This window comes from Comamonas suwonensis (assembly GCF_012844455.2).
GTDB lineage: Bacteria > Pseudomonadota > Gammaproteobacteria > Burkholderiales > Burkholderiaceae_C > Comamonas > Comamonas suwonensis.
Map to the genome: position 1 here is coordinate 24,326 of NZ_JABBCQ020000001.1, position 12,378 is coordinate 36,703.

Here is a 12,378-nt window from a genome sequence, read left to right on the forward strand (position 1 = left end):
GCGATCTTCCGGTCACTGCCCGGCCGCCGCGCGATGCTGCGATTCTCCATGCAAATGCGCGCCCGTAATTCATAGGCTGGTGCGGGCCGGGTTATTGCTGCACCAATGAGAGCAGCTAGCGCCTGCATGGAATTCTTTTAAGCATTATTTATGCAATAAACCAATATACAGAAAGCGCTAGCCGCTCTCGTTTTAAGAGTGCGTACGATGCTGCACTGACATCAGCCTCCGCTATATTGCTCACCAACCAAGGAGCGCAGACTTGATTGAAGTTTCACAACTGGTGTTCGAATATCCCGGCCACCGCGCACTCGATGGCGTGAGCGTCTCGATTGGCGCCGGCAGCGTGACCGCGCTGGTGGGCCCCAACGGCGCGGGCAAGTCCACGCTGATGCGCTGCATTGCCGGGCTGGATCAACCGCTGTCCGGCCATATCCGCGTCAAAGACTTGTCCGTCGAAGAGCGGCCGCGCGAGGTGCATCGCCACCTCGGCTACCTATCTGATTTTTTTGGTCTGTACGACAGGCTGAGCGTGATCCGCTGCCTGCAGTACTCGGCGCTGTCCATGGGTGTAGAGCCGAGTAGCGTGCCCGCCCGCGTGCAGCAGGTCGCCGCGCAACTCGGGCTGACGGAGCTGCTGCACCGCTACCCTACCGAGCTGTCTCGCGGCCAGCGCCAGCGGGTCGCGATTGGGCAGGCGATTGTTCACCAGCCCAGCGTGCTGCTGCTGGATGAACCCGCCAGCGGGCTGGACCCGGATGCGCGCAGCAGCCTGTCACAGCTGTTTCGCCAGTTGCAGGCGCAGGGCATGACGCTGGTCGTCTCCAGCCACATCCTGAGCGAGCTGGACGAGTACTGCACCCACATTCTGAGCATTCGCAACGGCCGCATTGAAAGCCATGAGGCGCTACAAAGCGCAGGCGGCGTCGGCCAAAGCCTGCAGAGCCATCAGGCCGCCGCCAACGCTCAGCCCCAGCTTTACGCACTGGAAGTGGCCATGCCGCAGACTGAGGGCTTTGAAGCCCGCCTGCGCCAAGCCCTGCTGAACACCACGGTGCAGGACTTTGACATCACCGGCAGCCGCCCCATTCTGCTGTGGCTGCCTGCCGCAGCGCCCGCCCGGGCAGAGTGGCTGAGCCAGCTGGTACAGACCGGCATTCCCGTTGCATCGCTGTCCCCGGTGCGTGAGCGGCTGCAAGACCGTTATGCCCGCACGGCGCAGGCCCGTGATTTCGATAACAAGGAGCCAGCATGAGCGCCGCGCACAACCCCGAATTTCAGCGCCAGCTCTGGCTGAACTGGCACCCCTCGCTGCTGGCATGGAGTCTGGGCCTGAGCCTGCTGATACTGGCCATGCCGCTGGCCCTGTCTTCCCCCAAGGATTTGCCGGGTTCACTCAGCATGACGGCCATTGCCGGGGTGTGGGTGGCCGCCATCGTCTACGGCAGCGTGCTGGCCGGGCGCAGTCTGGCCGAAGAAGCCAGCCAGAACACCTGGGACTGGCAGCGCCTGTCTGCCCTGTCGCCGTGGCAGATGGCCTGGGGCAAGCTGCTGGGCGCGGCCCTGCCCGCATGGCTGTATGTGCTGTGGTTTGCGATGGCCACGGCAGCCATTGCCACCGTGTGGGTGATGGAGCCCATACAGATTCACCACACCATAGGTCTGGCCGTGCTCTGGGGGCTAGGCCTGCAGACCTGGGCCATGAACTCGGTGCTGATGAGCTGGGGCCAGCAAGACCGCCCCGTCAACCGCAGGCGTGCAGCACTGTTGCCTTTGCTGCTCCTGTTCTTCATACCCGGCCCCTTCATCAGCCATGTTTACAAAAGCGTGGTGGATCACAGCAGCGATCCCGTGCTGTGGTGGGGCATGGATGTCGGCGGACTGGGGCTGGCCTATCTGTCTGGCGCGCTGGTACTGGGTCTGGGCCTGCTGGGCCTGTGGCGTCAGCTCTGCACGCGGCTGGATGTGCGCACCCTGCCCTGGGCCTGGCCGCTGGGTCTGGCACTGACGGGCTTTTTCTCTGCAGGTTCGCTGAATATGGGCATTGCCGCTTTTTTCAGCAGCACTGCATTGCTTGCGCTGGCCGGCACCGCCTATGTCGCGCTTCAGCACATGGATCAGCACCTGCGCGCATGGCGCCAGGTGCAGTGGTCTGCCAGCCGCCAACGCTGGCGCGAAGCGCTTGAAGCGCTGCCGCTGTGGCCCGTCAGCCTGCTGCTGGCCTTTGTGAGCACCGCCCTGCTGCGGCTCACCCCCGCCCACTTTGAGATCGAAATCGGCGGCGCACTCAGCTCCTTCACCCTCTACCTTTGCCTGCAGTTGCTGCGCGACTGCCTGCTGCTGACGGGCTTTGCACTGCTGGCAGGCAAGCTCAAGTCACCGCTGGCCGCGTTTGTGATTGCCTGGCTGATCATCAACTTCGCCGCGCCGCTGCTGGCCTATGGGGTGGGCGGCTACACCGGCGCCATGGTGGTGCAGCCCGTCATCGCCATGTGGCTGGCCACCCCCGAAGCCACCGAAAACACCCGCAGCTGGATGGCCTATGTGCCGTGGGTGTCTCTGAGCCTGCAAATTCTGGTCACGCTGGGCTGGGTGGTTTACGTCTTCAAAGACCGCGTACTGGGCTTTGCCCGCGACAACACGGCGGCCTGAATCGGGTGGTCATAGCTGCTTTGCAAAGCCGGCTATGACCTACCACCGCAAGGCCGTGCAGCAAAACCGTAAAATCAGGGGTTCCACTAGGCCGGGCGGCAGCCGCCCTCAAGAGACAACATGAACCCCATCCAAGTTGGCGTAGTCATGGGTTCCAGCAGCGACTGGGACACCATGCAACACGCAGTTGCCATCCTCCAGCAATTCGGTATCACTTTTGAGGCCAAGGTCGTGTCGGCCCATCGCATGCCGGACGACATGTTCCGCTTTGCCGAAGGTGCAGCAGACCGCGGCATCAAGGCAATCATCGCCGGTGCTGGCGGCGCAGCCCACCTGCCCGGCATGATTGCTGCCAAGACCACCGTGCCCGTGCTGGGCGTGCCTGTGGCCAGCCGCCACCTGCAAGGTGTGGATTCGCTGCACTCCATCGTGCAAATGCCCAAGGGCGTGCCCGTGGCCACTTTTGCCATCGGCACCGCCGGTGCAGCCAACGCAGCCCTGTTTGCCGTGGCCCTGCTGGCCAATGAAGACCCTGCGCTGCGCGCCAAGCTCGATGCCTTCCGCGTGGAGCAGACCGAAGCCGCCCGCAACATGACGCTGCCGGTGAACGAATGAGCAACGCTAACAACAACGCCGTGATCCTGCCCGGCGCCACGCTGGGCGTGCTGGGCGGCGGCCAGCTGGGCCGCATGTTTGCGCACGCCGCGCAGGCCATGGGCTACTTCACCGCCGTGCTGGACCAAGACGAAACCAGCCCCGCAGGTCTGGTCAGCCACCACCACATCCGCACTGGTTACGAAGATGCGCAAGGTCTGGCAGAGCTTGCCCAGTTGTGCGCCGCCGTGACCACCGAGTTTGAAAACGTGCCCGCCGCCGCTTTGAACAAGCTGGCCGAGAGCTTGCCCGTGTCGCCCGCAGGTTCTGCCGTGGCGATTGCGCAGGACCGCGCTGCCGAGAAGGCTCACTTCGTGAAGTGCGGCGTGCCCTGCGCGCCCTATGCTGTGATTGAGACACCCGCGCAACTGGCTGCCGTCAACGACGCGCTGCTGCCCGGCATCTTGAAAACGGCCCGCATGGGCTACGACGGCAAGGGCCAGATTCGCGTCAAAACCCGCGAAGAACTGGCTCAAGGCTGGGCGGAGCTGGGTCATGTGGCCTGCGTGCTGGAAAAAATGCTGCCTCTGGCCCACGAATGCTCTGTCATCGTGGCGCGTGGCCGCAATGGCGACATCGTCAACCTGCCCGTGCAGCGCAATCTGCACCGCGACGGCATTCTGGCCGTGACCGAGGTTTATGAAGGAAATCTGCCTGCAACCCAGGTAGAACAAGCGATTACAGCTGCAAAGTCTGTAGCAATCGGTCTCGACTATGTCGGCGTGCTGTGCGTGGAGTTCTTTGTGCTGGACAACGGCCAGCTCGTGGTCAACGAGATTGCCCCACGCCCGCACAACAGCGGCCACTACAGCCAGAACGCGCTGGATGTGTCGCAGTTCGACCTGCAAGTGCGCTGCATGACCAACCTGCCACTGGTGCAGCCGCGCCAGCACAGCGCCACCGTCATGCTCAACCTGCTGGGCGACCTGTGGTTCAAGGACAGCGATGTGGCCCAGAGCCCTGCGTGGGACCAGATTCTGGCCCTGCCCGGTGCCCACCTGCACCTGTACGGCAAGGTCGATGCCAAGCGCGCCCGCAAGATGGGTCACTTGAACATCACCGCCGCCACGGCGGAGCAAGCCCGTGCCACAGCCCTCAAGGCTGCTGAAATCTTGGGCATCGCGCCCTTCTAAGGAAGCATTGTGATTCTGGATGGAACGCTGGATGCCTCGGTACAAGCCGCTGCGCTTGCCCTGCAACAAGGCAGGCTGCTAGGCCTGCCCACCGAGACGGTTTATGGCCTGGCGGCAGACAGCGACAACGACGCTGCCGTGGCGCAGATCTTTACCGCCAAGGGCCGCCCCGCCAACCATCCGCTGATCGTGCATGTGGCAGACGCTGCGGCCATCACCCGCTACGCCAAGGAAGTACCGGTCTTTGCCCAGCAACTGATTGACGCTTTCTGGCCCGGCCCCCTCACCCTGATCCTGCCTCGCCTGCCCGAAGCCGCCAAGGCATCGACGGGCGGGCAGGGAAGCGTGGGCCTGCGCTGCCCTAGCCACCCTGTGGCGCATGCGGTGCTCAAGGCCTGTCAGCAGCTGAATCCACCCGTGTGGGGCGTATCTGCCCCCAGCGCCAACAAGTTTGGCCGCGTCAGCCCCACTACGGCAGAGCATGTGGCCACCGAGTTTGGTGACGAGCTGCTGGTGCTAGACGGCGGCGCTTGCGAAGTGGGCATTGAATCCACCATCGTCGACTGCACACGCGGCGTGCCCGTGCTGCTGCGCCCCGGCGCCATCACCCGCGACGATATTGAACATGCCTGCGGCATGAAGCCGCTCTCAAAAGAAGAGCTTTCAGCCAATACTCCCCGTGCGTCAGGCACGCTTTTGGCACATTACGCCCCCAATGCCAAGGTGCGGCTGATGGAAGCCAAGCAGCTGCAAGCAGCGCTGGATATTCTGGGCAAAGACGGCAAGAACATCGCCATCTACCACCGCAGCCCTCTCAAGGCACCCAGCGCACAGTTGCTGCTGCGCCGCATGTCTGACGACCCCCGCAACGTGGCCCGTGAGCTGTTTGGCATGCTGCGCAACTTTGACGACTGGGGGGCCAAGCTGATCTGGATTGAAGCGCCAGCGGACACCGCCGACTGGGAAGGCGTGCGCGACCGCCTGCAGCGCGCCGCCGCTGCGGGTTAAGACACCAAAAGAGTAAAAGCGCTTCTTAGCTAATTTCAGAGTAAAGATACAAATTTTTATTCGTTTTCTTTATTAGCGGCTTTCTCTAACCTTTGATGCATCAACTGCAACATCAAAGGTCAGAACCATGGGTACCCGCCGCGACGCGATTGGCAAGCTTCTTCTCCTCAGCTCAGCTTCCCTGGGCCTCGCAGCCTGCTCCCGCTCGGACAATACGGCCAGCAGCCAGGCCTCGCCCGCAGACAAGCTGGCCCAGAACGGCGGCAAGATCGTGCCGTTCAATTACCCGGACAACCCGTCTTTCGACCTGATCTATCTGGCCGATCGCCTGGGTTACTTCGACGGCACCTCCACCCGCCCCAACTACATAGGCAAGGTTGCCGCGCCCCAAATCATTCCGCTGGTCGGCACGGGCGATATTCACTTCGGCGCCCGCATGGTGCCTCTGGTGATTTCGGCGATTGCCGCCGGTGCCGACATGAAGGTGATTGCCGCCGGCAGCAAGACGCTGCAGGAAGCGCCGCACATGAAGTACTTCGTGCGCAAGGACTCCGCCATCCGCACGCCCAAAGATCTGGAAGGCAAGACCATTGGCTTCAACAGCTTTGGCGCCTGCGCGGAGTTCGTCTCCAAGACCTATTTCCGCGAGCATGGCGCGGATGTGAGTAAGATCAATTTTCTGGTGGTGCCCGACAACCAGAACGAGCAGGCCGTGCTCAGCAAGAACGTGGATCTGGCCATCATCCACCCGCCGCATTCCGGCGGTGCCGAAGCCAACCCGGAGCTGCTGCGCCTGTGGAGCGATTACGACCTGGACCGGGGCCTGGGCGGCATGTCGCCCTATAGCGTCAACGGCAAGTTCGCCCGCGAAAATCCACAGGCCGTACGCGATGTGGTCACCGCCATCGCCAAGGCCGGCAACTGGGTCAACGCCCACACCGACGAAGCGCGCCAGTACACAGCAGAACGCCTGGGCATGGATCTCAAGCATGTAGAGCGCTACGCCTATGTGGACGACCAGATCATCACCGAGCCGCCCATCCAGTACTACATCGACATACTGGAGCGCGAGGGCAAGTTGCAGCCGGGCAAAGTCTCGGTCAAGGACGTCTACACCAACGCCTTCAATCCCTTTGCCAAGGGATCGGCGGCATGAGTGGGGTCCCCACCATCAAGATCCAGGCGCGCGATGTGCGCATGGATTTCTCCATCGCCGACGACCGAGGGCGCAAGCAGCAGATCTCGGCGCTGCAGGACTTCAACCTCGACATCCGCGAAGGCGAATTCTTCACCATTCTCGGTCCCTCTGGCTGCGGAAAATCCACGTTCTTGAACGTGCTGGCCGGCCTGGCGCGCAAGACGGGCGGCAGCATAGACATAGACGGGCAGGCGGCCAGCGGCATCAACCGCCACCAAGGCGTGGTGTTTCAGGGCTATGCGCTGTTTCCCTGGCGCAACGTGCTGCAGAACATCGAGATGGGGCTGGAGATTCGCCACGTACCCCGGCGCGAGCGCCGGCAGACGGCCGAGCATTTTCTGCATCTGGTGGGACTGGACGGTTTTGGTCACCGCTATCCGCATGAGCTGTCCGGCGGCATGCGCCAGCGCGTGGCGATTGCACGCGCGCTGGCCTACTCGCCCAGCCTGCTGCTGATGGACGAGCCTTTTGCCGCACTGGATGCACAAACCCGCGAAATTCTGCAGTCCGAGTTGCTGCGCATCTGGGAACAGCACAAGACCACCATCGTCTTCATCACCCACAGCCTGGATGAAGCCATTTACCTGTCGGACCGCATGGCCGTCATGACGCACCGCCCCGGGCGCATCAAGTCCATTCTGGAAGTGCCGCTGGCCCGTCCCAGACCTGCGGAAATCCGCCACTCGCCAGCCTTTGTCCAGCTGCGGGAGCAGGCCTGGGACATTCTGCGTGACGAGGTCGCCTTTGCCAGCGGCCACCGCCAGCAGCCTCTGGCCCCCATCACACCCAGCGCTCCCGACTACTCCCTGGCCCTGCGAGGATTTGCCCTATGACCGAGTTGACCGCCCCTGCGTCCCCTCGCGCCGCCCCCAGCACCCGCTCGGGCCTGAATCTATGGAAATTGGGCGTCAAGTGGTTGGAGCGCCTGACCTGCCTGCTCCTGTTTTTTGCAATCTGGGAGTTTCTGCCGCGCACCGGCATCGTCAGCTCGGCCTTTCTGAGTCCGCCTTCCGCCGTGCTGGCCGCCATCGCCCAGCTGATAGAAACCGGACAGCTGAACAAGCATATCTTCGCCAGCCTGCAGCGTTCTCTGGCGGGCCTGTCACTGGCCGTTCTTGCGGGCGTGAGCCTGGGCCTGCTGATGGGCGTGGTACGCCGCTTTGAAGCCTTCGTCGATCCCCTGCTGCAGCTGTTCAGACAGGTCTCGGCCCTGGCTTTGTTTCCGGTATTCCTGCTGTTCTTTGGCATTGGCGAAGCCTCCAAGATCGCCATCATCTTCTGGGCTGCTTTCTGGCCCGTGCTGCTCAACACCATCAGCGGCGTCAAGCAGGTGGAAAAGCTGCTGATTCACTCGGCACTGTCCATGGGTGCCACCCGCAGCTTCATCTTCTTCAAGGTCATCTTGCCGGCGGCTGCGCCTTCCATCTTCACCGGCATCCGTCTGGCCGGGGCTTACTCCATCACGGCCCTGGTGGCGGCCGAGATGATTGGTTCGCATGCAGGCCTGGGTTTTCTGACGCTGAACTCGCAGGAGATCTTCCAGATTCCCAGCATGTATGCAGGCATCGTACTGCTGGCCTTGCTGGGTCTGGCGCTCAACTATGTGCTGGCCTTGCTGGAAAAGCGGCTGACGCGCTGGCGCAGCGGGCTGGAATTTCATGAATAAGCGCAGCCCCATTCCTGTGGCAAGAGCGGCGGCCGTTGTCAGCATCGCCGCCGCCGTGGCGCTGGCATTGTTCTGGCCCTCGCTGCCCGCCTATTCCAGCGCCAGCCCCGGCCCGATCTTGGCGCAGGCACAGCAGCAAGGCGTGCTCAAGCTGGCTTTGCGCAGCTATTCGCGCCCTTCCCTGCCCAGCGACCCGCTGCCGCCTGAGCCCGATGTGCTTGATCAGGCTCTGGCCCAGTGGCTGGGTCGGCAGCTGGGCGTGCGTATACAGCTCACCAGCGTGCAGCAGGCAGATATCGCGCTGCAAGGCATCCGCCTTGAAAACGTCACCCCGCAGACCGTCAACAGCTATGCCGAGCCGGGCCTGCAACTGGTATCGCTCAAGCAGCAAGCGGCGCGCTGGAACCACTATGCACCCGGCTACAGGCAGCGGCTTAAGCCCAAGACTTACCAAGCCACGGCCGGCCCCAGCGTGTGCCTGGGTGAGGGGCTGGCCTCGGCCCAATCCTTGCAGGCCAGGGGCTTGCAGCCGCAGATAGCCGCCTCCTCCATTCACGCCATCAGCGACTTTCTGGCCGGCCGATGCGATTTGCTGGCCGATACGCCGGCCGTCATTGCCCGACTGCTGGCGCAGGACTCCTGGCGTTTTTATGCCCGGCTGGGACAGCGCTTTGATTCCGATGATCAGGCAGGCGTCACCCTGCGCAGCAAAGACGAACAGTCTGCCCAGTGGTTGCAGCAAAGCCTGCAGCAATGGCAGGCCAGCGGTGAGCAGCAGCAGGCCTTCAACAACCGTGTGAGCACGATTGCGCTGGAAGCATCGCTGCTGGAAGACGGTGCCATCTGCCACTGATCGCCAGCCTCCATTCCTCAGCCTCTGGATTGTTTTTCATGTTCTCTTGCGCCTTCAAAGAAGCTCTCTGCACACTCGAAAAAACCGCCGTCGCACGCGATCGCCAGGGCGGCCACGCAGCACCTGAAAAAGCGCTGCTGCGCGATGCCGGACTGCTGCGCCTGGCCATCCCGGCCCAGCATGGTGGCGACGAACGCAGCTGGCCCGACATCTACCAGCACATCCGCGCCCTGGCAGCAGTGGACAGTGCGCTGGCCCATGTGCTGGCCTTCCACCAGTTGCAGGTGGCCACGGTGCTGATCTACGGCTCGCCCCAGCAGCAACGCGCATGGCTGCGCCGCACCACGGATGAAAATGGCTGGTGGGGCAATGCACTCAATCCGCGCGACACGCGGCTGCAGGCCCTGCCCCTGGCCCATAAGGCCGCTGCGCAAGGCTATGAACTCAACGGAACCAAGGGCTTTTGCTCGGGCACGCGTGGCTCGCACTATCTGACTGTGTCGGCCCGCGTCGAAGGTCATTCCCAACCCGTACTGGGCCTGCTGGAAACGGCAGCTGCCGGTATTGCCGTCAAGGATGACTGGAACCCCATGGGCCAGCGCCAGACGGATAGCGGCTCCGTACAGTTCAGTCAGGTGCATTTGCACGCCAGCGCCGTGATGCGCGATGAAACCGCCAGTAACACTGCGTTTCACACCTTGCGCAACTGTCTGGCCCAGTTGGTGCTGGTCAATCTATTTGTGGGTGTGGCCCAGGGCGCGCGTCAGCATGCGCGTGACTATGCGCTGCAGCATGCCAAGCCATGGTTGGGGTCCACGGTGGAGCGCGCCACGGACGATCCCTACCTCCTGCGCCGCATGGGCGAGATGCAGGCCCAGATTTCCGCTGCCGCGCTGATGGCCGATCACGCCGCCGCACTGTTGCAAAAAGCCTGGTTGCGTGGAGAGCACCTCGCGCCCAGTGAGCGTGCAGAAGTGGCAATTGCCGTGTTTGAAGCCAAGGTCATGGCGCATCGCTGCACGCTGTTTGCCACGCAAGAGATGTTCGATGTGGTGGGATCGCGCGGCACCCACGCCGATCTGGGCTTTGACCGCTTCTGGCGCAATGTGCGCACCCATACCCTGCACGACCCGTTGGACTACAAGCTGCAGGCCCTGGGCCGCTGGGCCGTGTATGGCGAAGAGCCTTCAGCAGTGAATTACAACTGAGCACAGCGCCAACGAAAAATCCGGGCTGAGCCCGGATTTTTCGTTGCAGCCAAGGCTGTTTAGAAACGGTAGCCTACTCCCAGAGAGAACACATTGGGATTGAGCTTGACGCTAATGCTTTGGCCCGAGGACAGATGAATTTTGGTCTTCAGAAAGCTCTTGGAATAGGCTGCATCCACAAACCACCGCTCGTTGAATTGATAGACAAAACCCAGCTGCGCAAGCGCGCCGAATTTGTCGTCCACCTTGGCCGTAGTCGGGTTGGCCTGGGTGCCGCCGGTCAGGCCGTTGAGCGTGGCCGTGGTCTTTTCGCCAAAGAAGTGGGCATAGGTCACGCCCGCTGCCACATAGGGTCTAAAGCTGGCATTGGCCGCATTGAAGCGGTACTACAACAGCAGCGTGGCCGGAATCGCCTTGGTGCTGCCCAGCTTGCCCACGCCAGCAATCGCACCGTCGCCAATCAGGTCATGCTTGAAAGGCGTGGCCAGCGGTACATCCAGCGCCAGATTGTCGGTGACCATATAGGTAATGCCGCCCGACAGCTGGGTGCTGCTCTTGGCATCCACCTTGGTGTTGGGAAAGGACGGAGCCGAGAGATTGCCACTGCTCACATCAGGGGCCAGATGGGTGACGCCCAAGCGCGCCGACCAGCTTCCAGCCGACTGGGCACTGGCCACACCGCAGGCTGCCAGTGCAACCAGGGCCGTTGTAATCCGCATAGTGTTTTTCATAGATGCCTCTGCTTGTTGTTATTGCGGATGGTGATTACAGCCAGCCCTTTTGGGACAGCGAGCGCGCGACCAGCTGGCTTAGCTGCTGGTGGCCGTAGGGCGTGGGGTGGAAGCTGTCGGCAAACACATGGTGCTGCCACCAGTCGGGGCTGGGCTTTCCGGGTGTCGCGCTCAGAGCAACGGCCGTGCAGGTGGGGAAGGTATAGGTGGGCAGACCGCTACCGTCCACGCCAGTGACAGGGCAAACCGGGTCCTTGACGTTGTCAAAGTCGTACTGGGCAGGGTTGCTGATCTGGCTTTTGAACTCGGTATAAAAATCAACCAGAGCCACCTGGGATTGACCGCCCAGGCTGGCAGCCAGCTGGTTGTTGAACACCTGCACCAGTCCGTCAAAAGCCGCTTCCTGCTTGGTGGCAGCAGCAGCACCCGCTTCACCACCACCGGCGGCCTGGGCAATGCTGGCCAAAACCATCTGGAAGCGGGGCGTCTTGGTGATGGCCGGAACATTCAACACCGCCACCCGCGTCGCCCCTTTGGCGATCACATTCTGTGCAATGGAACCAGCCAAGGTTTTGGCCAGGGTCTGGAGATAAGCACCCGCCGCAAGACCGGAGAATTTGGAGGCATCGCCACCGGCCTGGGTCATCAGGGCCGTGGACGTGCCCGGTGCCTTGGAGTCGAGCCATGCCACCATGGCGTTCAGCGGTTGCGAATTGCCCCTGGCTGCCGCAATCAAGGCACCGATCACATCGGCAGCGTCATTGGCACCGCCATCGATGATGACCAGATCTTCTGCGCTGAATCCAGCCTTGGCTGCCGTCTGGATCTGCACCAGCACCGACTTCGGCGATGTCGGTGCATCCAGCGGATTCACACGACCGCCACCCACTGCATAGTTGGTGCAGTTGGAGACCTCCTGGTAGGTTGTCAGATTTTCGTCGCCAGCGCGGTAGTAAGCGCACAAGCTCTTGCTGAATTGGTCGGCGATGCGCTCGGGCCAGATCAGGGTGGAGCCGGTACCGGTGAGCACCGAGCCCTGCACCGTGAACTTGAAGCCGAAGGTGCCGCTGTCGGCCAGGCTGTCGCCCATGACCTTGACTGAAGTCACCTTGGCCTTGGGCGTGGTGTCTGCGCCGCCACCGCCGCCGCAGGCAGCCAGCAGCCCGGCGGTTGCCAGGGAGGCAGCCAGGAGTTTGAGTTTGTTTGCCAAGATGAGATCCTCCATCGTGTTGTTAATAGCACGGTCGTGCTTTTTCGATGTGGCATCATCCTAGC

Annotated in this window: 11 protein-coding genes and 1 pseudogene; 10 read left to right on the plus strand and 2 right to left on the minus strand. The window is 62.5% G+C overall.

Going from position 1 to position 12,378, the window contains the following annotated elements:
* Nucleotides 1-262: 262 nt before the first annotated feature.
* The 10 genes from HF327_RS00105 to HF327_RS00150 all read left to right on the plus strand — a co-directional run bounded on the left by HF327_RS00105 (nt 263) and on the right by HF327_RS00150 (nt 10,372).
* Entirely contained in the window at nt 263-1,255 is a 993-nt protein-coding gene (locus HF327_RS00105) for an ATP-binding cassette domain-containing protein (protein ID WP_169106311.1), read from the plus strand.
* Nucleotides 1,252-2,652: a hypothetical protein gene (locus HF327_RS00110; protein WP_169106312.1), complete on the plus strand. Its 1,401-nt coding sequence runs from the start codon at nt 1,252-1,254 to the stop codon at nt 2,650-2,652. The genes HF327_RS00105 and HF327_RS00110 overlap by 4 nt, the downstream gene beginning before the upstream one ends.
* A 120-nt stretch (nt 2,653-2,772) precedes the next feature.
* The gene (gene purE, locus HF327_RS00115; protein WP_099739176.1) at nt 2,773-3,267 is read left to right on the plus strand and encodes a 5-(carboxyamino)imidazole ribonucleotide mutase; all 495 of its coding nucleotides are present in this window, start codon (nt 2,773-2,775) and stop codon (nt 3,265-3,267) included.
* Nucleotides 3,264-4,439, plus strand: coding sequence for a 5-(carboxyamino)imidazole ribonucleotide synthase (locus tag HF327_RS00120; protein ID WP_169106313.1), 1,176 nt, complete (start codon nt 3,264-3,266; stop codon nt 4,437-4,439). The genes purE and HF327_RS00120 overlap by 4 nt, the downstream gene beginning before the upstream one ends.
* Before the next feature lie 9 nt (nt 4,440-4,448).
* Complete coding sequence (locus HF327_RS00125) at nt 4,449-5,447, plus strand: L-threonylcarbamoyladenylate synthase (RefSeq protein WP_169106314.1); 999 nt, start codon at nt 4,449-4,451, stop codon at nt 5,445-5,447.
* 127 nt (nt 5,448-5,574) lie between these two features.
* On the plus strand, nt 5,575-6,603 hold the full coding sequence (locus tag HF327_RS00130) for an ABC transporter substrate-binding protein (protein WP_169106315.1): 1,029 nt from the start codon (nt 5,575-5,577) through the stop codon (nt 6,601-6,603).
* Nucleotides 6,600-7,478 (plus strand): ABC transporter ATP-binding protein, encoded by an 879-nt coding sequence (locus tag HF327_RS00135; protein WP_169106316.1) that lies wholly within the window; start codon nt 6,600-6,602, stop codon nt 7,476-7,478. The genes HF327_RS00130 and HF327_RS00135 overlap by 4 nt, the downstream gene beginning before the upstream one ends.
* Nucleotides 7,475-8,311 (plus strand): ABC transporter permease, encoded by an 837-nt coding sequence (locus HF327_RS00140; protein ID WP_169106317.1) that lies wholly within the window; start codon nt 7,475-7,477, stop codon nt 8,309-8,311. Before HF327_RS00135 ends, HF327_RS00140 begins: the two co-directional genes overlap by 4 nt.
* Nucleotides 8,304-9,164 (plus strand): hypothetical protein, encoded by an 861-nt coding sequence (locus tag HF327_RS00145; protein WP_169106318.1) that lies wholly within the window; start codon nt 8,304-8,306, stop codon nt 9,162-9,164. The genes HF327_RS00140 and HF327_RS00145 overlap by 8 nt, the downstream gene beginning before the upstream one ends.
* Nucleotides 9,165-9,202: 38 nt before the next feature.
* Nucleotides 9,203-10,372 (plus strand): acyl-CoA dehydrogenase family protein, encoded by a 1,170-nt coding sequence (locus HF327_RS00150; protein WP_169106319.1) that lies wholly within the window; start codon nt 9,203-9,205, stop codon nt 10,370-10,372.
* Between the two features lie 59 nt (nt 10,373-10,431).
* On the opposite strand, the pseudogene HF327_RS00155 reads toward HF327_RS00150, so the two are convergent.
* Both HF327_RS00155 and HF327_RS00160 read right to left on the minus strand, forming a co-directional pair.
* Nucleotides 10,432-11,103: pseudogene (locus tag HF327_RS00155) on the minus strand (OmpW/AlkL family protein).
* A gap of 34 nt (nt 11,104-11,137) precedes the next feature.
* Nucleotides 11,138-12,313 carry an SGNH/GDSL hydrolase family protein gene (locus HF327_RS00160; protein ID WP_169106320.1) on the minus strand — a complete coding sequence of 392 codons (1,176 nt, stop codon included), beginning with the start codon at nt 12,311-12,313 and terminating at the stop codon, nt 11,138-11,140.
* Nucleotides 12,314-12,378: the final 65 nt, after the last annotated feature.

What these genes read in the sequence shown, in the direction of transcription:
- HF327_RS00110 (WP_169106312.1), top strand. Translation starts at nt 1,252, where the DNA reads ATGAGCGCCGCGCACAACCCCGAATTTCAGCGCCAGCTCTGGCTGAAC.
- HF327_RS00150 (WP_169106319.1), top strand. Translation starts at nt 9,203, where the DNA reads ATGTTCTCTTGCGCCTTCAAAGAAGCTCTCTGCACACTCGAAAAAACC.
- HF327_RS00120 (WP_169106313.1), top strand. Translation starts at nt 3,264, where the DNA reads ATGAGCAACGCTAACAACAACGCCGTGATCCTGCCCGGCGCCACGCTG.
- HF327_RS00130 (WP_169106315.1), top strand. Translation starts at nt 5,575, where the DNA reads ATGGGTACCCGCCGCGACGCGATTGGCAAGCTTCTTCTCCTCAGCTCA.
- HF327_RS00140 (WP_169106317.1), top strand. Translation starts at nt 7,475, where the DNA reads ATGACCGAGTTGACCGCCCCTGCGTCCCCTCGCGCCGCCCCCAGCACC.
- HF327_RS00135 (WP_169106316.1), top strand. Translation starts at nt 6,600, where the DNA reads ATGAGTGGGGTCCCCACCATCAAGATCCAGGCGCGCGATGTGCGCATG.
- HF327_RS00145 (WP_169106318.1), top strand. Translation starts at nt 8,304, where the DNA reads ATGAATAAGCGCAGCCCCATTCCTGTGGCAAGAGCGGCGGCCGTTGTC.
- purE (WP_099739176.1), top strand. Translation starts at nt 2,773, where the DNA reads ATGAACCCCATCCAAGTTGGCGTAGTCATGGGTTCCAGCAGCGACTGG.